The sequence below is a fragment of the Pseudoalteromonas sp. SCSIO_11900 genome (assembly GCF_000576475.1).
Lineage (GTDB): Bacteria > Pseudomonadota > Gammaproteobacteria > Enterobacterales > Alteromonadaceae > Pseudoalteromonas > Pseudoalteromonas tetraodonis.
Genome location: NZ_KK070023.1, coordinates 285,512 through 308,561 on the forward strand (window position 1 = coordinate 285,512; position 23,050 = coordinate 308,561).

Consider the following 23,050-nt stretch of genomic DNA (forward strand, 5'->3'; position numbering starts at 1 on the left):
AACATTTTAATTAAAATTAGACTAAAAAGTAAGTAAAAACCCTCAATCTATTCATTTTCTGTTAAAAATGTCTTATGTAATGCACGAACAGCCAGCTCGAGGTATTTTTCATCTATTAAAACTGAAATTTTGATCTCTGAGGTGGCAACAAACATCACATCAATGTTTTCTTGTGCTAACGAATCAAAAAATAAGCTCGCTACCCCGGAATGAGATTTCATCCCCATACCCACCGCTGACACTTTCGCCACATTGGTCGATCCGTCAATTGCCTGTGCATCAAATTGCTGTTGCTCAGCCGTTAACAAATCAAGTGCGTTTAAGTAATCATTTAAATGCACAGTAAAAACATAGTCGACTTTTTCAACTTTATGATTAATTTGATTAATCATATCTATTTCGATGCCATTATCAGCAAAAAGTTTCAAAACTTTTGCAAGATGTTTGGTGCCTTGCGGCATTCCATGCACCTTAATTAAGCACTCATCTCGATTAAATGCAATACCCGATACGACATTGCTTGTCACGTCGCACTCCTCAAAACTAATTAACGTGCCTTCATCGGGTTTAAAGCTAGATAACACCCGCAGAGGAACATTGTGTTTACCAGCAGATTCTACAGAGCGAATATGTAACACTTTAGCGCCTAAACTTGCCAGCTCAAGCATTTCGGCAAAGGTGACATGACTTAAACGTCGTGCGTTAGGTTCCACACGCGGGTCTGTAGTATATACGCCATCAACATCGGTATAGATCTGACACTCATCGGCTTTTATTGCACCCGCTATTTCAACCGCAGAGGTATCGGTACCACCACGCCCAAGTGTCGTCACATTACCCTCAATATCGCGCCCCTGAAAGCCGGCAATAATAGCAATGCGGTTGTGTTCAAGCTCATGTTTTAAACGCGTTGCAGCTACGTCTTCCACCCGCGCTTTACCGAACATGTTATCGGTTAATATATTCACCTGATCGGCTAACAAGCTTACCGCAGAATGACCGCGTTTAATAATCGCCATCGCTAATAAAGCTATAGAGACTTGTTCACCGGTACTCAGTAATACATCGAGTTCACGACTACTCGGGCGAGAGTCGATTTGTTTGGCAAGATTAATTAAGCGATTGGTTTCTCCCGACATTGCCGAAAGCACCACAACCACTTGGTGGCCTTGTTGCTTAGTTTTAACAACAAGGTCGGCGACCGCTTCAATACGCTCTATTGAGCCTACCGAAGTGCCGCCAAATTTTTGAACTATAAGTGCCACTTAAGCTTAAGTACGCTCAGTTAACCAAGCTGTTACGCTATCAAGTGCTGCTGTTAAATTTTGTGGCTCAGAACCACCCGCTTGCGCCATATCTGGACGACCGCCGCCTTTACCACCGACTTGGCCTGCCATGTGATTAACTAACTCACCCGCTTTTACTTTGCCAGTTAAGTCTTTAGTTACACCCGCAATTAGGCTTACTTTGTCGCCGCTGGCAACACCTAAGGCAATAACACCTGAGCCAATTTTATTTTTAAGGTCGTCAACCATACCGCGAAGCGCTTTTGATTCTGTGCCCTCAACGTTGGCCACTAACAATTTAACCCCGTTAATTTCAACCACTGAATCAAGTAACGATGCACCTGCCGCACTGGCTAGTTTATCGTTAAGCTGGGCAACTTGTTTTTCAAGCCCTTTCGACTTTTCAAGCAAGGCAGTTACTTTTTCAAGCACTGACGTATTGTCACCTTTTACAAGCGCTGCAACATCAGCTAATTGTTGCTCTTGCTCGCTTACATAAGCAATTGCCTCTGCACCTGTTACCGCTTCAATACGACGAACACCGGCAGCAATACCGCTTTCAGATACAATTTTGAATAAACCAATATCACCCGCACGCTCTACGTGTGTACCACCACAAAGCTCAATTGAGTAATCACCTATGGTTACTACACGTACTTCGTCATCGTACTTTTCGCCAAACAATGCCATAGCACCTTTTGCTTTAGCATCATCAATTGCCATTAGCTCAGTATTAAGTGCAAAGTTACGACGAATTTGGTCATTTACTACACGTTCAATTTCGCGCAGTTCTTGTTTGGTCACAGCTTCAAAATGAGAGAAGTCAAAACGCAGACGATCTGGCTGCACAAGTGAGCCTTTTTGCGATACGTGCTCACCTAAAAGCTGACGCAGTGCTTCATGCAAAATATGTGTAGCGGTGTGGTTTTTCTTAATGCTTTCACGACGCGCATCGTCAATGGTCGCATCCACTTTATCGTTAACGCCAATACGTCCTTGAACTGTTCCATGATGAGCAAAAGCATTACCCAATTTAGTGGTATTCGTTACATTAAACTCACCACCGGCAACAGTAATTGTTCCGCTATCACCAATTTGGCCGCCTGATTCAGCGTAAAACGGAGTACGGTCTAAAACAATAATACCTTGCTGACCATCTTCTAATAACGATACCGATTCGCCACCGGCAAAAATTTCTACCACAGTGCCACGGTAATGATTACTATCATAGCCTTTAAAATCAGTGTGCTTATCTGATTTTAATTGCTCATTATAATCTGCACCAAATTTGCCTGCTTGCTGTGCTGTTTTACGTTGCACTGCCATACATGCTTCAAAACCTTTATGGTCAATGGTCATTTGGCGCTCTCGCGCTACATCGGCTGTTAAATCGGCAGGGAAACCATAGGTATCGTAAAGTTTAAATACTAAGTCACCTGGGATCACATCCCCGGTTAAATCACTCAAGCTTTCTTCTAAAATAGCTAAACCACGCTCAAGCGTTTTACCAAACTGCTCTTCTTCAATACGCAGTACTTTTTCAATAATTTCTTGTTGCTTAGCAAGTTCTGGGTACGCTTGACCCATTTGCTCAATAAGTGCAGCAACCAATTTATAGAAAAACGCGCCTTTAGCACCTAACTTATTACCGTGACGTACTGCACGACGAATAATACGACGCAATACATAACCACGGCCTTCATTTGATGGCATAACCCCATCTGAAATTAAAAACGCACACGAACGAATATGATCGGCTACCACGCGAAGCGATTTATCATCCATATCTTGTGCATTAGTAACGCTTGCAGCGGCCGCAATTAAGCCTTGGAATAAGTCGATTTCGTAGTTTGAATGCACACCTTGTAAAATAGCTGAAATACGCTCAAGGCCCATACCAGTATCAACAGATTGCTTAGGAAGTGGCAGCATAGTTCCGTCGCTTTGACGGTTGTATTGCATAAATACTAAGTTCCAAATTTCAATGAAACGGTCACCATCTTCTTCAGGTGTGCCAGGAGGACCGCCCCAAATATGCTCGCCATGATCATAAAATATTTCAGAACATGGACCACAAGGACCGGTATCACCCATAGACCAAAAGTTATCGCTCGTTGCAATACGAATAATACGATCTTCAGGTAAGCCTATATCGTTAGCCCAGTAGCCAAAGGCTTCTTCGTCATCATGATAAATAGTTACTAACAGCTTTTCTTTTGGTAGTTTTACAACCTCAGTTAAAAACTCCCACGCAAATTTAATTGCATCTTGCTTAAAGTAATCACCAAAGCTGAAATTACCTAGCATTTCAAAAAAGGTATGATGACGTGCTGTGTAACCTACGTTTTCTAAATCGTTATGTTTACCACCAGCGCGCACACAACGCTGCGAACTAGTTGCGCGTGTGTAAGGGCGGCTTTCAGCGCCTAAAAATACATCTTTAAATTGCACCATACCGGCATTATTAAATAACAACGTGGCATCGTTACCCGGTATAAGCGAACTAGAAGGAACAACTTGGTGTTGCTTGCTGGCAAAAAAGTCTAAAAACTGTTGCCTAATTTGTGCGGTAGTCATGTGCTGCATGTGAAAGTCTCACCTGTATTTACTGTGCTTGCATTGCAAAATTTATTTGATCATAGCTAAATCCTCGATACATTAAGTAGCGCACGCGCTTAGCTTTTTCTTTGTACTCGAGGTTTGCCGGTGTCGTTGAATATTTTTTGTTGTACGCTTCCTGCGCGAGCTCAAACCAATCTATTTCCAGCTCTTCAATCACTGTTTCAAGCAGTGCTCTATCAATCCCTTTACTCATGGCCTCACTTTGAATTCGCTTTAAGCCATGGCATTTAAATATGTGCTTTCTTACAAACCCTTCACAGTAACGCTGCTCGTTAATAAAATTGTGCTTTTCGCACCAATCAAGCAGGTTTTCTATGAACTCGTCGGTTGCTTCTCTTTGCTGTAACTTTTGGGTTAACTCTCGGCGCGAATACTCTTGCCTTCCTAGTAACCAAAGCACATAGTTTTTTAACTTTTGTTTTAACGTATCATCCATTAAGCGTCAAAGCGCCCGCTTTGCTCGCTACTTAAAGGCTTAATGTTACTGTCATCACTTGGTGGCACAACGGGCATAAAAATAGCCTGATAAGAAACAAAGAAACTAATGTAGCAAATTGGCATTAAAATCAACAGCGGTAGTAGCGATAAGAACATCGACACCACTATTAATAATGCGCAAATAATACCATAAACACTCAGTGGTAAAATATTATAATAAAACACCATAAACGAACTTTTTAAGGCATTTAAAATACGTTGTTCTTTATTAAAGTAAACCAGCGGTACCGCATAGGCAAACGAAGTAAAGTATATCGACAGCGCAATTAAAAACAGTGCCACATTGGCAAACGAAATACTCTTAAGCATTTGGCTAATTGCTGTATTAGGATCTAAGTCAGGCTGCGTCATAACCGCCATCGCATCGGCAAATAAACCATTGGCGAGCAGCGCAATTAAAATACCGGCACCCATTTGATAAAGCGCTAAGCGAAATAAGCCTAACCGATTTCCTTTTGCTGAAAAGGGCTTCAAAATGTCGGCTAACATAATTTTTCCGCCTTGCTGCTTGGTAAGCACGGCTTGATAAAAACCAGCGGTTAAAAATGGTGTAGCCAATGCTGCGACTATTTGTAATAACGGCAAAAATAAAGACAACAAGCCAACAATGCCAATAAACAAGTGCATAAAGATAAAGGTTAATGGCTGAGTTTTAAAAATTAGCCAACCCGCTTTAAACCATTTTAATGCCGCATCCGCTTTAAAAATTCGTAATTGTGTAGACATACTTGCTCTTAATTAAAACAAAACACGCCGAGTATAACTCGGCGTTGGTTGGTATTACAGAGGTGGCGGCGATAAATGCCGTTAATATTAGGGTCTGTTGCCCTTTACGGATTAAAATTTGTTCAAACTAGGGGCGATTTAATCGCGGCGCGAGGTTTGTAACCTAGTGGGCTAAGTAAAAACCGAGCAACAAAGAGTAAATCGCCCCTAGGCAGAACCCTTCGGGCAGCGCCTGTTTGGCATTGATGCTGCGTTATCGCCTATTTATGGGGAATAACCACACCACATAGGCTCTGCCTTGCCTAAATACCAAACAGACTGCTGCAAATTCAACCTTGAAAGGTCAACAGACCCTAAGGTTTTTTAATTTTCTTAATATCAAGCATATGAGAGCCATGCTTAATTTTAGTCTCTAAATACGCCTTGTTACCTGAAAGCCCAGCTTTTATATGTGCATGAGTGCCCACAACAGAGTCCACCTCTATGCCAGCATCTTTTAATGCGTTAAGCTTTTTAGGATTGTTAGTCATTAATTTTACATGCTTTAAATTAAGCGCATTGAGCATTAACACAGCATCCGAAAAATCACGTAAATCATCAGCAAAGCCCAAATGATTGTTGGCCTCGTAAGTGTTCATACCTTGTGACTGCAGTACATACGCATCAATTTTATTATATAAACCAATACCACGCCCTTCTTGGCGTAAATAAAGTAAAATACCGCCTTGTTCGTGCATCATTTCAATACACTCATTTAACTGCTCACCGCAATCACAACGTGACGAGTGAAACACATCACCGGTTAAGCATTCAGAATGCATACGAATAAGCGGAACACCTTGCTCGGTATCGGCGTTATTAAACACTATAGCAACATGCTCTTGGCCATCTTTTAAGCCACTAAATGAGATAATTTCTGCAGGAATATCACTATTTTTGCCAACATTAAGCTGGACTCTTGCTCTTACTTGCGCCACGACCAATCCAAATATTAAAAAACTACGACACGATAAAGTGATAATATCACAAAAGTTCAAAATTGGATCGTAGTACACCCTAAGTAATGTCAAATATATTGCGACGACAGCGGCTATTTTCAATATGTAAGCATAAATATATTAGCAACGCATATTCACCTTGGTTTACCTAAAATGATGACATACACATAAGGATTTGCTAATTTACCACCAACAAATAATAGGGATCATTATGAAACTAAATAAACGTGTATTACTGATGGGCTTAAGTTTATCTGTATTAAGTACTATGTCATTTGCCAAACAAGCAAATAGCGCTCAAGCTGTTTTCAGCGACGCGTATCAAAATTACTTAAATGCGGTTAAAACCAAGGAAAATGTGCAACAAGCCGCGGAGCAGGCTTACACATTAGGTAAAGCTGTTTACGGTGATAATTCAGATAACACCGCAAACTTAGCGATTAACTATGCAAAATCAATTAATGGCTATGGCAAAAAATGGATTGAAAAACGTTTTTCACTATATCAACAAGCCTACACTATTTTAGTTAACAACCATGGTAACCAATCGTTAGAAACCGTTGATTCTTTAGTTGGTATGGCTAATTTTGCCCCCTCAGCTCAAAAAGCGGACTATTATTTAGAGCAAGTAATTGCAATAGCAAATACAGAAAATAGACCTAAATTTTTGGCCGATATGAAATTAGAAGCGGCAACCATATTAGCCAATAAATTCAGCTACGAAAAATACCGTGAAGCTAAAAACTACTTGGAAGAGGCCGATGAGTATTACCAGGCTAACTTACCTAAAAACTCAGTTGAACAAATAAAAGCTGACTTTTTAATGGCGTCGTTTGCTGAGGGTAGAAAAAGATACGACCAAGCAATTGAACGGCTTAATCGTGTAGTAAAGGTCTTTGATGAAAACTTAAGTTACGATCACAGCGCTGAGCTTACCGCACACTCAAGATTAATTGGCTTGTATGAAAAACAAGGCAAAAGTGATGAAGCCACCAAACACTGCATCGCGATTGCTAAAATGGTGCCGTGGAAAGAAAGCCAAGAGCAAACGCCGCTATACCGCGTTAACCCTAAATACCCTACAAACAAAGCGCGCTTTCGTAAAGATGGAAAAGTCGTTATGGAGTTTGAAGTGGATGAGTCTGGCTTTGTAAAAAATCCGCAAGTACTTAGCTCTGAGGGTGGCGTGGCCTTTGAAAAATCGGCAGTAGAAGCATTAGCGCAATGGCGCTATGCACCTAAGTTTGAACATGGAAAAGCCGTTGCAGCAACTTCCAAAGTACAGCTCGACTTTAAAGTAAACCGTTAATAACATACCAAAGGCGCGTTGAGCGCCTTTTTAGTTTATTCTACTTTAACTTAGCTAAAATGTTGTCGCTGGCGGCCTCTATTAAATCAAGTACCTTTTCAAAGCCATCATCACCGCCATAGTAAGGATCGGGAATTGCGCTTTGTGTTTGCTCGCCATACTCTAAAAACAACGCAAGCTTGTACTGCAAATGTTCAGGGCAACGTGCAGTTAAATCTGCGAGGTTTTGCGTATCGGCTGCTAAAATTAAATCAAACTCGCTAAAATCACTACTACGCACCTTGCGCGAAAAAATACCTTTAAAACTATAACCACGTTTTTCACCAGCCTGCATTGAGCGTTTATCTGGTGAGTTACCTTCATGGTGCCCAATAGTCCCTGCCGAGTCCACTAGCAGATCAATACCTAACTTTTTAGCGCGAGCTTTTAATACCGCCTCAGCCGTCGGAGATCGACAAATATTACCTAAACAAACAATCAGTACTTTTTTCACTTATGGCTCCCTAAGCTTTGCAAAAAATCAGTGATAAACGTTATTTTAATGAGGCTAATATTTTTTGTTCGCCTTCAAGCATGCTCTGCATAGCGGTCCCCTGCTTTACACGGCAATGTAAAGCAGCAAGCTTAGGCCAGCGCGACTTATCAAGTTGCTCACCGCCATGCTCCATATTCATTAACTGGCAGCTCACTGCAATGTCGGCAAGAGTTAAGCTGTTACCAACAAAAAATTCGTTATTACCTAAATAACCTTCTAAATAATCAAATAAAGGCGGTAATTTTTCATTTAATGCACTTTGCACTAATACTTCATCGGTTTGCTTTTGCATTGTAGGAGCAATAATACGCTGCTGAAATACCGTAAATGTTGCAAAAGGAGCCAGCTCGTAATCTGCGTATTTTTCTAACCAGCGAACGGCTGCACGTTGCTCTATAGTATCACCGAGTAAAGCCGGTGAATTAAGGTGTTTTTCATCAAGGTATTGGCAAATAACGCTAGAATCCGCCAAGCTTAGCTCGTCGTCTTTTAGCGCCGGAATACGCCCCAACGGGTTAATTTCTAAAAACCAATCAGGTTGATTAAACGGCGAGACTATTTCGAGTTTATAGTCCAGTTGCTTAAGCGCTAAACATACACGTACTTTACGTACATAGGGAGAAAGCGGGACACCATAGAGAATTATGCTCATTGTGATTCCTATAAATTAAAACTGCTTTAAAATTGCGTCATCGTAGTCATCGGCATTAAGGGTTAAGTTGAACTTGGCCGCAACGCTATCTAACTCGGCTTGTTTAATTGCTAAATCATCCATGGTGATGGTGTTATCGTCAAGCTTCCATAATAATCGTGAGCCCGCATAACTATAGTGAATGGCTAATAGCGCATCGGGATTACCTTCTCGTCCCGCTGCTTTTAGCTTAGCCATTTTACGAGTGATTTTATTAAGCGCTTGTTTAAGCTCCCATACATACACCACCTCGGTCATAAAAGGATGTGTTCGGTATTTATTTAACAACCAACCTATGCCAATACTCGTAACAATTACGCCTAATAAGTTCCAATGAAAATGACCCCCACTTTCATCGGGAAATAATGCAATTAAGGTTTGTGAAATTGCTAAACTGCCCACAGCTAAACCTGCTGCACAGCCGACTATAACGCGGTTTAAATGTTTACGATAACGAGCTTTATCTATTTGAATAAGTTGCATAGTTGCCTAAAATTAAAAAACTAAAAAATACACAGCCACCATTGTAGCTAAACCCACCACAGAGTTTCGACTCTTTTTAATAAAATACCCGTAGTTTTTGATTTAACGCCGGTTTTATACTGCTTGCAACATAAAACCAACCAACGATTTTATTTGCACCCACTTATTAGGCATAGGATAGTAGACAACAAATACGACTCAGTTTAGGACCATCATGATAAAAACACTGATTGCTGCAAGCTTAATTTTTTCTTCTTCTAATGCGTTAGCTAATTTAAATACACCGCTAACCCCAGAAGAATTGCGAATTGAAAAAGCCAGCCAAGCGATGCCTAGCGTGCTAAGCGCTTTTGCCAGCGAAGTTAATCAATTTGAGCAGCAATTCAAGTCACTCTCAAGCTATGCACAAGCCGTAGATACCGTTAATGACTACTCAAAACGATTATGGTTTAGTGCAAAAAAACGCATCGCTACAACGCAAAACTTAGATGATCGCGCACTTTACTGGGCTCGCTTACAATCAAGCAAAATTATTCGCACCACAAAGCCTGCATTTTCGCTGAGCGCCGCGCAGCAAACAGTGTTATTAACGTTGCTAGAAAACGGAAGCCGAGGTCGCACAGACCTAAGCTACTCACAAAACACCACAAAAAAAATATTACTAACCGGGTTTGACCCATTTTTACTTGATAGAAATATAAACCAAAGCAACCCATCGGGCGTGGCTGCGTTACTTCTTGATGGCCAAGTCATTAACTATAAAGGGATTAGTGCTGAAATAAACACAGTGATGGTGCCTGTGCGTTATGAAGACTTTGATCAAGGCATTATAGAATCTTTACTTGCCCCTTATTACGCACTTAATAATGTTGATATGGTGGTTACCGTTAGTATGGGTAGTAAAGACTTTGACCTTGAGCGCTTTCCAGGCAAGCGCCGCAGTGTAACAGCGCCCGACAACGCCAATATAGTGTATGGAGGCAGTAAAACAGCGCCGCTCATTCCAAGCTTAAACGACCGCCCATTACCCGGTACTGAGTTTGTAGAATTTAGCTTACCCGTTAGCGCTATGTTAAGCGCAAAAGGCCCTTTTCCTATTAATGATAACCATCATGTTATTACCCTAAAAAAAGACTTTGAGCCTAACAGTTTCGATGAATTAAAAGACGCTATTGCAGTGCGAGGCGGTGGCGGTGGTTATCTGTCTAACGAAATTTCGTACCGCAGTATTCGGCTGCGTAATCAGCTAAATTCAGATATTCCGACTGGGCATATTCACACCCCTCGAATTGCCCAGTTTGAACCCGAAACCGAAGCTAAAATAGTTAAGCAAATTCAAGCTATGTTAGAGCGCAGTTTAGTCGCGATCTAACATCGTTTGCTTTTTTAGCGTTAAAACAACAATTAAATAATAAAGCGTAGGAGCACTTAAGTACTTTTATGCTTTATTACTTTAAACCGCTAAAAAAGCATGCTGCAATTACATTAAAATTAAATGTGCTTTGTATCAGCTTTGGCTATTTTGTAATAAAAACTCATTACTTTAATTATTAACTAGATCTTCACAAATTGTGTTCTATGCTCATTTGAGGTTCAGACCTTATTACAGGGACATAGCAATGCTCACAATTAACCACTTTTTAATTCTTTAAATGTAACTATTCAGCCTCATTTGAAATGAATATATCAGGCAGCTGATTTTTGAATAATAACTCAAGGGCTAGGCTTGCAGATACATATTGTTTTCTGCAAGTCGATAAATAGCTTCTCAGCAAGCAGAACATTTCAGCTCCCTGCCTACTTCTAAATCACCCCGGTATTTTTTCTTTAAGTAAGGTTTGCATATCCTTCGCTCATTGCATGCCGTCTTGCTCCCAAGCCCTTCCTAATTCTCGGATGTGGTGAGCATTACATAATGCATGTTGGCATTGGGTATATTGATAATATGGCTTCCAATGGTCATGGCATAGCACACCGGTAAAGTGCGGTAAAATACCGCCCTCATCAACATGCAAAGTTTGATGCGGGTTTTGTAATGCCGCTTTGATGATACCTTCTGCGCCCGATGACTTTACCAGTGCCGCTGCTTGTTCATTAAAGTTAAATAAACTGCCGGCACTGAGCGGAATACCTAGTTGGTCACTAAAGTATTCTTCAATGCGGTTATAAGGGAGTAATTGATATTGTGATAAGTAAACCACATGGGCTTTCACACCAACACCATATTGAATAGAACGGTTAACACCTTGGGGGAATTCACCAACAAACCGCTTCCCTTGCTCATTCTCAAGGATTTGAGCCTGGTATTCGGTCACCACTTCACTGATATCTATATCGACGACTTGTCGCTTTTGAAAACCCACCTCACGATAGTGACCTTTAGGTAAAAAATCTCGGTCAACTAAAATGACTTGTACCTCATCAGGTGTTTCTGTTTGAGTCAGCGTTTTACCTACTCGGCCTTTTTGTCCGCCAGCTGATTTTTCTGACTTCTCTCTCGTTGGCTTTGTACGGTTGATATCTTTTGATGGAGGAATGCTACTATTTTGACTATTAAGTCCTAATTTACTAGCTAACCTGAACTCTGATTAAGAGATTTACTAACACATTGAATCAATAAAAGATATTTGTGTTTATTTATCTCTAGCTAGAGATTTTTAGTGAAAACAAGGCGAAATTACGCGTCAATAGCTCGCCTATTGCAAGTAAATTCAACGCAGTTAGCGCTGAAAATAGCTGCTTGAGATGGATTTATTATCCGGAGTTCAGGTTAGCTAGCATAACAACGACAACAAGAATGAGTTCAATAGACATCTTCAACGCTGGCGAGAGTGTTTTATCTTCTTGTAACTGAGTTTAGTTTGCTCAACTATTTCAGTGATATTTATGCGGTTTAAATTCATTAAAGCTAGAGCAATAGGGTAATCGCTCTAGCTTGGCATACTGGCAGGATCAGCCAATAGCTAAAAAGATCCTTAGAAAATAGTTTGTCTTGGTGAATAGTTACGAAAAAATAAACAAAAAAATTACCGAATATCTGCAAAACGGTGAAATGAAAATATTATTAAATGATTATTTTATTCATTAACCTCTATTTAAAGTCTGCATAGGGCTGCGCCATATAAAACTCCCTTTTACAGCTTGGAAAACCTTCTCGCTTGCTCTAGTATCTAGTTGTCTTAGCTCATAATTTGCATTTTAATGAAATCATTTCCGTCACTGTACTTTGCTAATTTATTTTTAATTATTGGTACCGGTTTACTTACTACCTATTTAGCGCTTTATTTAGGTAAACAAGGCACGTCCACGTTTTGGATAGGCTTGATGACCTCGTGTTATTACCTTGGCTTATTACTGGGTTCAAAACTTGGCTATCATCTTATTAAATCGGTGGGTCACATAAGAACCTTTGCAGCAAGTACTGCGGCGGTTACTGCCTGTGTGGCTGCTCACGGGGTGAGTGATAATCTTTATATATGGTTAGGCCTTAGGTTTTTTGTTGGCTTAGGTATGATGTGTAATTACATGGTGCTAGAAAGCTGGCTGAATGAACAGTCAGCCCCCGAATCACGCGGCCGGGTATTCTCGTTTTATATGATCACTTCATACTTGGGGATGATTTTAGGGCAATTAGCGCTCGCACAATTTCCTGAGCTAGGTTATGCGCCGCTATTTTTAGTCTGCATGGCGTTAGCAATCGGCATTATTCCTATTTCTATCACCCGCAGAATCCACCCAAAACCCTTAAAACCGATAAAAATGAGCCTATTTGATTACGCTAAAAAAGTGCCACAATCGCTTACTGCGGTCCACTTTGCAGGCATTATCAATGGTAGCTTTTATGGTCTAGCACCTATTTTTGCTAAGTTATCAGGCTTTAACGCCGCTGAAATTGCTATTTTTATGTCGCTAACTATTTTAGCTGGCCTGCTGGCACAGTGGCCAATGGGCATGCTTTCTGACCGTATTCGCCGTAGTTTATTAATTCGTACTAATGCCATAGCCATAGGCATTGTGAGTTTGGCATTGTTTTTATTACCAAGCTCACAGTTAATTGCTTACATACTGACCTTTATATTTGGTTTGTTTGCCTTTACTTTATATCCGCTTTGTTCGGCACTGGCCAATTCGCGAGTTGAAGACGAAGAACGCGTAGGCGTGTCATCAGCGTTATTGGTTGCTTTTGGCGCTGGGGCAGCAATAGGCTCAACAGTTAACGCACAGATCATGAGCTACTTTGGGCACCAAGCATTGTATGCGTCTATTTCGCTATTAACCGTAACCATGTATTTATTACTCACGTTTATTAATTCTAAACAAAAAGTAGAGCAGCCTGAACCCAGTGATTATGTGGTGGGTACTTCTGATGTAACTAACTCGCCACTGGCTGCCACTATGGATCCCCGTATTGAAGAAACCACCGCACAAGATCAAATGTTGGTTGTGGATGACGAAGAAATAGATGATGAGTTTTTTGAACATCCCCAAGGGGAGCTGTTTAAAGACCTGGAAAACGAGCAAAAAAATGCATAGCGCTTGCTATGCACTAACAAACAACTAATGAACACTCAATGGCGCTGCACTTTCAGCCTCAATTAAATGAAGCGTCTCAAAAGTTAACCAACAAAATTAGAGAAAATATCAATAATTTTTAAGCTAATAAGAGCAATTATAAACACCTAACAATTAACGTTGTTTACAATTAAAAACAATAATAATTGCATACTAATCACTTTTTGTTTATAAATGACCTCGGAACGGATTCTTGAACAATGTCATAAGCTTATCAGTGTAAACACATCTCCAAGTGTTCGTTTAATTATTGATCCCATACGAACATTGGAAAATTTCATGTTAAAAAATAAAAAACATTTTGCAACAGCCCTAATTGCTGCACTTGCAGCTGCCACTTTATCTGGCTGTGCAACTACTTCATCAAAAGCTATAGATACACCAACAGTCGCAACTTACAACACCACTTACTCTGGCACCAAGAGTAAATTAGTTGTGGGTCAGTTTGTAAATCGCTCAAGTTTTCAAAATGGTATATTTTCATCAGGCCAAGATCGCTTAGGTAGCCAAGCAAAAACAACCTTAATGAGCCACTTACAACAAACTAACCGTTTTAGTGTGCTGGATCGCGACAATATGCAAGCACTTGCAGAAGAAGCTAAATTAACAGGCGCAAAGCAAGTAATTAGCGGTGCAAAGTATGTAGTAACTGGCGATGTAACTGAATTTGGCCGTAAAGCCATAGGTGATCGCCAATTATTCGGTTTATTAGGAAAAGGCAAGTCGCAAATTGCATACGCCAAAGTAACACTTAACATTGTTGATGTAACAACATCAGAAGTTATTTACTCAGTACAAGGTGCTGGCGAGTACAGCTTATCAGAGCGTGAAGTAGTTGGCTTTGGTAGCACAGCTTCATACGATGCAACATTAAACGGAAAAGTACTCGATTTAGCGATTCGTGAAGTGGTAAACAAACTAGTTACTGGTCTTGAATCGGGTCAATGGGGTAGTAAAGCATGAAAAAGCTAATCGCTACCGCTATAGTATGCGTCGCGCTTACTGGGTGTAATAACACCAAAGAACCTCTTTATTATTACGGTGACTATAACAGCGCCGTTTATGCTTATTTAAAAGCAGATGAAGTTTCGGTTGAAGAGCAAATAACTATTCTAGAGCAGGTTATTGCTGATGCAGCTAATAACAGTAAAGCAATAGCACCAGGATTACATGCTCATTTAGGTATGCTGTATTTTGATACAGGCAATGCTGTGAAAAGTATTGCTCATTTTGAAACAGAAAAACAATTATTTCCTGAATCAGTTCAGTACATCGACTTTCTTCTAAAATCGGCAAAGGGTGCTTAATATGCGTTATTTAAAGCTAATCTCTATCGCAACATTATTAACAGCACTCGCAGGCTGTGTATCACCGCCCCCGAGCCATGATTACAGTGCATTTAGACAAGCAGATCCTCATTCAATTCTTGTGTTGCCTCCTTTAAACAACACACCAGAAGTAATCGCGCCATATAGTGTAATGACACAAATGATGACTCCTATCGCTGAATCTGGTTTTTATGTATTTCCTGTCGCGGTTGTTGATCAAACCTTTAAAGGTAATGGCTTAACGGTTGCAAACGATATCCACCAAGTGCCCGTTAAAAAGCTACATGATATTTTTGGTGCTGATTCAGCCTTATATATCAACATTGAAGAATACGGTACCAGCTACGTAGTTATTTCAAGTGAAACAGCGGTCACCGTATCAGCAAGACTTGTTGATTTACGCACTGGCGAAGTCCTATGGCAGGATAAGGCGAGAGCATCGTCTGCTGAGCAACAAAACAACAACACTGGTGGTGGTTTAGTCGGAATGCTAGTTGTTGCAGCTATTAATCAAATTGCTGAAACAGTGAGTGATAAAGGCTTTGAAGTTGCAGCAATTACTTCTAATCGTTTGCTTTCATCTGATACATACAATGGTTTATTGTATGGCCCACGCTCGCCAAACTACGGCCAGCCCGCGCTAAGTGAAAAGAAACAGTAGTTTGTAATTAAATATACAAAAGCCGAGTTAAATACTAACTCGGCTTTTTAATAAATTAAATTTTAAAACTATTTAACTCCTTTTCTATTTGCTAGCCGTTATAGCTCTGAAACAACATAATAAGTTAATTTGGAGCGACTTATGCACACACTTGAATTCCCTAAAAACCCCATGTTCAAAGCATCAACAGCTGTTATTGGCGGTGTCGCGATCACCTTTATCGCATTTGCCTTTATGCAATACTTAATTAGTGGCGAGCAAAGAGCACCTATTAAATTGGGTGATGATATTACTGTTGAGATTTTTCAAGCACCAGAAGATAAACAAACCACGCATATTAAAAGAATACCGCCACCACCCACACCTAAAGTGCCGCCTAAAGCACCACCACGTGTAACACCTAGTAATGAGCCAATAACAGCAATAAACACAGCACCACCCATAGTAATTGACAGACTTGGTGACGATATGAAGCAAATAATTGCCCGCCCTACGGGAGATGCTTCACCCATTGTGCGTATAAACCCTAAATACCCAACTACCGCAGCACGTGATGGTATAGAAGGCTGGGTGCAACTTAGCTTTAATATTTCACCCACTGGTGAAGTGATTGATGCCACAGTAATAAATGCCGAACCAAAACGCATATTTGATCGCGAAGCACTTCGCGCCATTAAACGCTGGAAATATCGTCCAAAAGTAATTGAAGGTGTGGCACAATTACAAACAGGTCAAACCGTACAGCTTGATTTTAAATTAGACAGTTCGCAGTAAAGGAATAAGCGCCTATGCTATTGAGTATTAAGTCATGGTTATTTGAAGTGCCAAGCAAAGACTGCATGGCGCGGTATGCAATAAGTGGCGACAATCGCCACTTAGAGCAGCTTATTGCCTTATACAGTAACGATTTATACCACTACCTAGTTACCCAATCTAATACTCACTTAGCATGCGATGTAAGCCAACAAACATGGCTAAAGGTTATTGAAAAGCGCCACCTTTACCAAGCACAAACCACGCCCAAAGCGTGGTTATTTAAACTTGCACGTAACACTCTAATAGACGAATACCGCAAACAGCAACACTTTATAGAGCTTGACGAAAACAGCAAACTGCCTGCGCAAAATAACAATCAAAGTGTATATAGCAATAATTATTGTAATTGAGTAAACAAAAAATATAGAGCGTCCCTACGATAATCCAGTAAGATAAGCGTCTACAAAAACAGTAAATATATAAACCTACAATTTGAATGGGTGGTACGTTGGGTTTCGCTACGCTCTGCCCAACCTACAAAACAATTAAACTCGTTACTAAGTAAGCTACAAACGTTAAACCGCCGCCTACTAATGCATAGGGTAACTGGGTTTTAACGTGGGTAAGTAGGTCGCAGCCTGAGGCAATGGCCGATACTGCGCTGGTGTCGGATATAGGGGAGCAGTGATCGCCAAATATGCCGCCGCCTAAAATAGCGCCTACCACCAGCGATGGCGGTAAACCAAGCGCTTGAATAAGCGGTACACCAATGGGGATGAGTATGGCAAATGTGCCCCACGAGGTGCCTGTAGTAAACGACATAACCGCGCCAGTTAAAAACAGCACGGGCACTATTAAATATATCGGTAAGTAATCGCCAACCAAAGATGCGACAAACACGCCTGTACCTAGCTCTTTTAAGCTTGCACCCAGTGTAAGCGACAACAGTACTATGGCCACTAACGGCATTAATTCGCCCATGCCTTTAAAGCCGGTATCAACAAGTTGGTGATGGGTAAATTGGCGCGAGCCAATCATTAAACAATAGGCTACAACAATAGCTAAAACCGTGGCGTACAATACTGATTTTGAACCGCTGCCCTCGGCAAGTACGCCGTTACCGGTATAAAACATAAAGCCAACCATACTAACAATTAGCGTTAACAGTGGCACTAGCATAAAGCGTGCTTTAGAGCCTTTTACTTCTTCTTTTAGCTCGGTTGTTTGTAGCTCTAGTTTTTGTTCAGCTACTTTCATTGGGCCATGTACTTTATCAAAGGCAATGGTATAAAAAACAATAACCAAGGTGATTATGGCGTAAAAGTTATAGCCTACACTGCCCCACAGCACTGATACGGCCGACTCGCCTAATTCGTAATTACCTAGCAAGCCCAGTACGAATGCCCCCCAGCCGTTTAGTAATATTAAAATACACACAGGGGCGCTGGTGCTATCGATTATGTAGGCTAAACGCGCGCGGCTCATTTTAAATTTGTCGAACAGACCGCGAGATAAAATACCCGAGGTAAGTACACTTAAGTTTGACTCTATAAATACCGCTACGCCGGTAAACATAGTTAAAAAGCCTACTTGGCGCTTACTTTTAGCAACACCTTTATTCATTAGCAAATTAACGGTAGCAGCGACACCGCCAGACTCGCGAATATAAGCCAGTAATGCGCCTATTAAAATACTAAATATGAGTATACGGGTATTACCTGGCGAACTTGCTACCGAAATAATGCGCTCTATAGTATTTAAAAATGTATTAAATACGCTATTTCCTTCGCCCTGAATGGCCAGTAAAAACTCTGATGAAGCCACTGCCACCAAAAGAGCCATAATCACTTCTTTACGCCAAAACACGATAGCAATGGCAATCAGTGGCGGTAAAATAGAATACCAATGCATAAACAAACCTTATTTATTTTTATAATGACGACGCTTTACTTAACTTAATAGATATAAGCAATTAAGTCACTTACTAACGCTTATTGATTTAATAATGCCTCATAAACAAGCGACACAATAGAGCCGTATTGCGCTGTTTCAAAATTTTTCCCTACAAATTGATAGTGCTTTTCAGTACCTTTAATAGGAGTATGCCGCGCATTAGTGAGTAAAATAATGGCCAAATCGTAGGCCGGATCAATCACGGTGACTGTGCCTGTCCACCCTGTGTGGCCATAGGCCTGAGCGCTGGCATAAGGGCCAAAGTGCCAGCGCCGCGCTTGGTTATTTCCCGCAAGACGAAAACCTAACCCGTAGGTTTCATCACTGCTTTGTGGCGTTAAAAATTGCGCTAAGCTACTGGCGTTAAAAATTTGCGTATCGCCATAACCACCTTTGTTAAGTAGAACTTGGCACAGCACAGCTAAATCGGGAGCGTTACTAAATAATCCCGCATGGCCTGCAACACCATCAAGCGAATAATAAGCACGTTCGTCATGCACCTGCCCTTGCAGTACATTGGTGCGAATATTATCAAAATGAATACGCCCATCTCGAGTATTACCGCTAAGCTCCGTGGCAGCAAACTGCTGACGGTTAAAGCCTTTTTTAAGCGGGTTAAATAAGGTGTTATTGAGTTTTAAAGGCGCGTAAATATGCTGCTCTAGGTATTCATCGAGTGGTTGGCCGCTAATTCGCTCAATTAAAACACCTAAAATCATGTAATCAATATCAGAGTAAACATGCGGCGCTGTAGGTTCAGCGGTTAATGGCACGCTTGTTAATAATAGCTGTTTCGTGGTTTCGCTTGTTTGTGAGAAAAACGCATCGCCGTAAGCGGTGTCTTTTCGATGAAAATCAAACACTGGCGGATAACCGGCACTATGAGTTAGTAAGTCTTTTACTTGACGGTGCTCTCGACCACCTCCCTGATACTCTTTTAAGTATGAATGCACCGTATGATTTATGTTTAACTTCCCCTCGCTGACCAATTTCATTAATGCAAAGTTAGTAGCAAATATTTTAGTATTTGAGGCTAAGTCAAATAAGGTATTGGTTTGCATAGGCTCTGGGCGCAGTAGCATTAAATCACTTTGCTGATATTGTTTTGCATCGCCATACGCGGTTAATTTTAATACCTTACCCGCTTTAACAACCGCTAGTACCGCTCCTGGAAAGCCTGCTTTTATATCGTTTTCAATTAAGGTATCAACTTGGCTAAAGTCGATTTCTTTTGTGGCGGTATTTTCTAAGGTAGCAAATGCAAAGCGCAGGGTTAAACTGCCGCCAGCAGGTTGAATATTCTCTACCTTAAAGGTGTTCACGCCGTTATGCGTATAGTACCCTAAATTAAAGTCGTACTCGGTGTTAGCGCGTAAAGGCTCATTAAGAGAGAGCTTTTTATTATTGATGTATATATCGGCGCTAACCGCACTGACATTTTGTAGCAATAGTTGTCCACGACCCCGGTAGGCTTTAAAAGTGCCGCGGTTATTTACATATTCTCTGCTGCTGGGATTTGGCTCAGGAAAGGTAGCAATCACCTGCGCATTAGCTAACGCGTTAATATGATTAGCCGTTAAAGGGCGCTCTGATTTAATTGCTGTAGAGCGACTACAGCCCGCAATAATAATGCTCAGCAGCAATATAACTACTTTATAGTACGTTTTATTGTTTATCATTTTTAAAGCCCAATGCACGCATCCCTTTTATCAATACAGCAAATAAGGCGCTCTTTGCTGTTTAAACTGTTTAAGCCCGGCTTGCCAACTTTGTTTAATTTCCTCAGCTGAGTGCCCTGCTTCTATGGCGAGCCTTAATTTATCAGTTCCTGCGAGCTTATCCATAAAATCGGCACGTTCAAAAAACAGCTGTTTAGCCTGTGTAAGCTGCTGGTAAGCATTAATTAAATAATTTAAGTTTAAACCGATGGTATCACTATGGCGTAAATCAATCCCTTTCACTAGCTGATCTTTAAATTTAGGATTAAGCGCTGCGCCTTTTATTGAGCGAGGGGTAAAGCTAAAGTCCCCAAGTGCTACTGGTGAATAACCAATAACCTGAAAGGCAAAGTCAGTTCCTCTACCTATACTAATAGGAGTGGCTTCAAAAAAGCAAAGTGATGGGTAAAGCGCAATTGATTGATCGTTGGGTAAATTAGGGCTTGGTTTTACCGGCAAACTATATGGTGTTGTGCGGGTGTAGCCGGCAACAGGGATCACATTTAGCTTTAAATCACGAGCCTGATTGATCCACCCCTCACCTTTGATCATGTTAGCAAGCTCGCCTACCGTCATACCATGCAGTACAGGGATTGGGTGCATACCCACAAACGATTTAAACTTCGGTTCTAAAATTGGCCCGTCAATGTGGCTAATATTAGGATTTGGCCTATCGAGTACTATAAATTCAACCCCCTGCTCGGCCGCGGCTTCCATCATGTAATGCATAGAGCTTATGTAGGTATAAAAGCGTACGCCCACGTCTTGAATATCAAAAATAATTACATCTACATTTTGCAATGACTCGGGGGTTGGCTTTTTGTTTTTACCGTAAATAGAAATAAGCGCAATACCAGTTTTGCTATCAACGGCGTTTTGTATATGAGCACCGGCATCGTGATCGCCTCGAAAGCCATGCTCAGGTGCAAAAATTTTAGTGATGTTGATGTTTTTAGCCAGCAAGCTATCAACTAAATGCGTTTGCCCCACTACAGAGGTTTGGTTAACCACCAGCCCTACACGTTTGTTTTTTAATTGGGGTGCATACAAAGCAAATTGCTCTGCACCAACGGCGATTGCATGTTTAGCCTCATTTGCATGTGTAGCAACGGTAAAAAGTGCACTTAGTATAAAAAAGAAGATAAAAAACACGGTTTTAAACATACAGCAAGATCCTTTTAAACAAGACGTTTAAAATAACACAGCTAAGTTTAAAGAGCAGCTTAGGTTTTAAGAATTAGCGGTCAGCGGTCAGCGGTCAGCGGTCAGCGGTCAGCGGTCAGCGGTCAGCGGTCAGCGGTCAGCGGTCAGCGGTCAGCGGTCAGCGGTCAGCGGTCAGCGGTCAGCGGTCAGCGGTCAGCGGTCAGCGGTCAGCGGTCAGGTAATAAAAATAAAACACCGAGCCTTTTGCAAGCGAAATTTTTAGGTTTTAGTGGGATTTTACCTCGCCCAGGTTTTAGCAATGAGAAACTGTATTTCTAACGTGAGTAAGCACTACGTCCACATTAAAAGTTGACGATGATATTATTTGTAGAATGTAGCTTGCTGGCGTTTAAATACTCATGGTGATTTTGAACGTCTCATTTACTCCTCTTTCACTTCTCTTTGTGCATTTAGGTTTTTAAGGGCGTTATTCACAAAGAGGTTAAGAGGCGCTGCGCTTTTAAAGAAGTGGCTGAATGCAAAATTTAGCGGTGTGTATAATTGGGTTTAACTAATATCTGTTAGCCTTCTCAAATTTCAGACACAAAAAAACCGACTTTCGTCGGTTTCTTTTCTATTAACTTTAATTGTAATAGAAAGTGGTGGGCGCAGGACGTATCTTCTAAGAGTGAACCTCCAACCGCCTGGTTCGTAGCTTACTACTTTCCCATATTCACTTTATTTCAGACACAAAAAAACCGACTTTCGTCGGTTTCTTTTCTATTAACTTTAATTGTAATAGAAAGTGGTGGGCGCAGGACGTATCTTCTAAGAGTGAACCTCCAACCGCCTGGTTCGTAGCCAGGTACTCTATCCAGCTGAGCTATGCGCCCACTTTCATATTTACTTATTTATACTCTAAGTGAGAGTTGAAAGTGGTGGGCGTAGGACGTATCTAATAAGAATGAACCTCCGACCGCTTGGCGTTAGCCAACACTTTACTTATTTATACTCTTAGCAGGAGTTGCAATGAAAGTGGTGGGCGCAGGAGGATTCGAACCTCCGACCGCCTGGTTCGTAGCCAGGTACTCTATCCAGCTGAGCTATGCGCCCACTTTCATTTTGCTTATTTTAACTCTAAGCAGAGCGTTCTCTAAAAGAGAGTAAAGTATGGTGGGCGCAGGAGGATTCGAACCTCCGACCGCCTGGTTCGTAGCCAGGTACTCTATCCAGCTGAGCTATGCGCCCATACTTTATTTTACAAGATGCGCCATTTAAAAAATGGTGGAGAGGGAGGGATTCGAACCCTCGATAGAGCTACAAACTCTATACTCCCTTAGCAGGGGAGCTCCTTCGGCCACTCGGACACCTCTCCGTCTTGTGGGGCGTATAATAAAGATTTCAGAAAATATGTCAAACACTTTTCTGACAAAAGTGACTATATGGCTATAGATTGCACATATGTTTAGTTTTACAGTGAAATTAGTTCGAAATTTAATCGGGTTAGGCATTTGGCGTGCTTGAGTTTACACCCATCACTGGCACTAGTTCGTCCGTAAGTTCAGCAAGGTATTGCTCTTGATAGCCTAACTTCTGAAACTCAGCAATACACGCACGATAATATGCTTGTCGCTGTTGTTCAGTGGTGTTTTCATCAGATAAAGGTTCTACTTGTTTAACTTTCATATTATTTTTCTAAGTCCTTTAGAAATTTTTATTTTTTACGACTAAGAATGACAGCGTATAAATTTCCGCCACATTTTAGCTAAAA

At 41.0% G+C, this 23,050-nt stretch carries 20 protein-coding genes, 4 tRNA genes and 2 pseudogenes; 9 read left to right on the forward strand and 17 right to left on the reverse strand.

The annotated features are described in order from the left end of the window. Positions 1 to 47: 47 nt before the first annotated feature. The 5 genes from BG00_RS01305 to BG00_RS01325 form a co-directional block, all read right to left on the reverse strand. The gene (locus BG00_RS01305; RefSeq protein ID WP_036980100.1) at positions 48 to 1,265 is read right to left on the reverse strand and encodes an aspartate kinase; all 1,218 of its coding nucleotides are present in this window, start codon (positions 1,263 to 1,265) and stop codon (positions 48 to 50) included. Between the two features lie 6 nt (positions 1,266 to 1,271). Continuing rightward, on the reverse strand, positions 1,272 to 3,872 hold the full coding sequence (gene alaS / locus BG00_RS01310) for an alanine--tRNA ligase (RefSeq protein ID WP_036980102.1): 2,601 nt from the start codon (positions 3,870 to 3,872) through the stop codon (positions 1,272 to 1,274). Between the two features lie 19 nt (positions 3,873 to 3,891). Continuing rightward, the gene (locus BG00_RS01315; protein WP_024601253.1) at positions 3,892 to 4,344 is read right to left on the reverse strand and encodes a regulatory protein RecX; all 453 of its coding nucleotides are present in this window, start codon (positions 4,342 to 4,344) and stop codon (positions 3,892 to 3,894) included. After that, positions 4,344 to 5,132, reverse strand: a complete 789-nt coding sequence (locus BG00_RS01320) for a BPSS1780 family membrane protein (RefSeq protein ID WP_036980104.1) — start codon at positions 5,130 to 5,132, stop codon at positions 4,344 to 4,346. Before BG00_RS01320 ends, BG00_RS01315 begins: the two co-directional genes overlap by 1 nt. A gap of 353 nt (positions 5,133 to 5,485) precedes the next feature. Further along, positions 5,486 to 6,109, reverse strand: a complete 624-nt coding sequence (locus BG00_RS01325) for a GTP cyclohydrolase II (protein ID WP_036980106.1) — start codon at positions 6,107 to 6,109, stop codon at positions 5,486 to 5,488. A 232-nt stretch (positions 6,110 to 6,341) separates the two neighbouring features. Between BG00_RS01325 and BG00_RS01330 the strand changes: the two genes are divergently transcribed. Then, a complete protein-coding gene (locus BG00_RS01330) occupies positions 6,342 to 7,439 on the forward strand; it encodes a TonB family protein (RefSeq protein ID WP_036980108.1) in 1,098 nt (365 codons plus the stop codon). Between the two features lie 40 nt (positions 7,440 to 7,479). Here the strand turns inward: BG00_RS01330 and BG00_RS01335 are convergent, their stop codons facing one another. From BG00_RS01335 to BG00_RS01345, 3 genes are read right to left on the reverse strand one after another with little or no spacing between them, the layout of a single operon-like run. Next, positions 7,480 to 7,932 (reverse strand): low molecular weight protein-tyrosine-phosphatase, encoded by a 453-nt coding sequence (locus BG00_RS01335; protein ID WP_036980110.1) that lies wholly within the window; start codon positions 7,930 to 7,932, stop codon positions 7,480 to 7,482. A 40-nt stretch (positions 7,933 to 7,972) separates the two neighbouring features. Beyond that, on the reverse strand, positions 7,973 to 8,626 hold the full coding sequence (locus BG00_RS01340; protein ID WP_036980112.1) for a glutathione S-transferase family protein: 654 nt from the start codon (positions 8,624 to 8,626) through the stop codon (positions 7,973 to 7,975). Between the two features lie 15 nt (positions 8,627 to 8,641). Next, complete coding sequence (locus BG00_RS01345; RefSeq protein WP_036980114.1) at positions 8,642 to 9,148, reverse strand: DUF3087 domain-containing protein; 507 nt, start codon at positions 9,146 to 9,148, stop codon at positions 8,642 to 8,644. 214 nt (positions 9,149 to 9,362) lie between these two features. On the opposite strand from BG00_RS01345, the gene BG00_RS01350 reads away from it, so the two are divergent. Then, positions 9,363 to 10,520, forward strand: a complete 1,158-nt coding sequence (locus BG00_RS01350) for a hypothetical protein (RefSeq protein ID WP_036980116.1) — start codon at positions 9,363 to 9,365, stop codon at positions 10,518 to 10,520. Positions 10,521 to 11,013: 493 nt separating this feature from the next. Here the strand turns inward: BG00_RS01350 and BG00_RS17935 are convergent. Then, positions 11,014 to 11,724, reverse strand: a pseudogene (locus BG00_RS17935) (IS66 family transposase); the annotation flags it as partial. A gap of 625 nt (positions 11,725 to 12,349) precedes the next feature. Between BG00_RS17935 and BG00_RS01360 the strand changes: the two are divergent. From BG00_RS01360 to BG00_RS01385, 6 genes and pseudogenes are all read left to right on the forward strand, one after another. Continuing rightward, complete coding sequence (locus BG00_RS01360) at positions 12,350 to 13,681, forward strand: MFS transporter (RefSeq protein WP_036980117.1); 1,332 nt, start codon at positions 12,350 to 12,352, stop codon at positions 13,679 to 13,681. Positions 13,682 to 13,999: 318 nt separating this feature from the next. After that, positions 14,000 to 14,683, forward strand: coding sequence for a CsgG/HfaB family protein (locus tag BG00_RS01365; RefSeq protein WP_036980118.1), 684 nt, complete (start codon positions 14,000 to 14,002; stop codon positions 14,681 to 14,683). Next, complete coding sequence (locus tag BG00_RS01370; protein ID WP_036980119.1) at positions 14,680 to 15,027, forward strand: DUF4810 domain-containing protein; 348 nt, start codon at positions 14,680 to 14,682, stop codon at positions 15,025 to 15,027. Before BG00_RS01365 ends, BG00_RS01370 begins: the two co-directional genes overlap by 4 nt. Position 15,028: 1 nt before the next feature. After that, positions 15,029 to 15,709, forward strand: a complete 681-nt coding sequence (locus BG00_RS01375; RefSeq protein WP_036980120.1) for a DUF799 domain-containing protein — start codon at positions 15,029 to 15,031, stop codon at positions 15,707 to 15,709. 141 nt (positions 15,710 to 15,850) lie between these two features. Beyond that, positions 15,851 to 16,483 carry an energy transducer TonB gene (locus BG00_RS01380; RefSeq protein WP_036980122.1) on the forward strand — a complete coding sequence of 211 codons (633 nt, stop codon included), beginning with the start codon at positions 15,851 to 15,853 and terminating at the stop codon, positions 16,481 to 16,483. A gap of 14 nt (positions 16,484 to 16,497) precedes the next feature. Further along, positions 16,498 to 16,845, forward strand: a pseudogene (locus BG00_RS01385) (sigma factor); the annotation flags it as partial. A 154-nt stretch (positions 16,846 to 16,999) separates the two neighbouring features. On the opposite strand, the gene BG00_RS01390 reads toward BG00_RS01385, so the two are convergent. From BG00_RS01390 to BG00_RS01400, 3 genes are all read right to left on the reverse strand, one after another. Continuing rightward, complete coding sequence (locus BG00_RS01390) at positions 17,000 to 18,376, reverse strand: Na+/H+ antiporter NhaC family protein (RefSeq protein WP_033102568.1); 1,377 nt, start codon at positions 18,374 to 18,376, stop codon at positions 17,000 to 17,002. An 80-nt stretch (positions 18,377 to 18,456) separates the two neighbouring features. Then, on the reverse strand, positions 18,457 to 20,097 hold the full coding sequence (gene pbp4b / locus BG00_RS01395; protein WP_036983313.1) for a penicillin binding protein PBP4B: 1,641 nt from the start codon (positions 20,095 to 20,097) through the stop codon (positions 18,457 to 18,459). A gap of 30 nt (positions 20,098 to 20,127) precedes the next feature. Further along, a complete protein-coding gene (locus tag BG00_RS01400) occupies positions 20,128 to 21,300 on the reverse strand; it encodes an exo-beta-N-acetylmuramidase NamZ family protein (RefSeq protein ID WP_036980124.1) in 1,173 nt (390 codons plus the stop codon). 72 nt (positions 21,301 to 21,372) lie between these two features. On the opposite strand from BG00_RS01400, the gene BG00_RS18450 reads away from it, so the two are divergent. Beyond that, positions 21,373 to 21,618, forward strand: a complete 246-nt coding sequence (locus tag BG00_RS18450; protein WP_081762912.1) for a hypothetical protein — start codon at positions 21,373 to 21,375, stop codon at positions 21,616 to 21,618. Positions 21,619 to 22,085: 467 nt separating this feature from the next. On the opposite strand, the gene BG00_RS01405 is transcribed toward BG00_RS18450, so the two are convergent. From BG00_RS01405 to BG00_RS01425, 5 genes are all read right to left on the reverse strand, one after another. Then, a tRNA-Arg gene (locus BG00_RS01405) sits at positions 22,086 to 22,172 on the reverse strand. Positions 22,173 to 22,315: 143 nt separating this feature from the next. Further along, positions 22,316 to 22,392: transfer RNA gene (locus BG00_RS01410), tRNA-Arg, on the reverse strand. A 58-nt stretch (positions 22,393 to 22,450) separates the two neighbouring features. Continuing rightward, positions 22,451 to 22,527: transfer RNA gene (locus BG00_RS01415), tRNA-Arg, on the reverse strand. Between the two features lie 34 nt (positions 22,528 to 22,561). Further along, a tRNA-Ser gene (locus tag BG00_RS01420) sits at positions 22,562 to 22,654 on the reverse strand. A gap of 128 nt (positions 22,655 to 22,782) precedes the next feature. Next, entirely contained in the window at positions 22,783 to 22,965 is a 183-nt protein-coding gene (locus BG00_RS01425; protein ID WP_036980126.1) for a hypothetical protein, read from the reverse strand. Between the last annotated feature and the right edge of the window lie 85 nt (positions 22,966 to 23,050).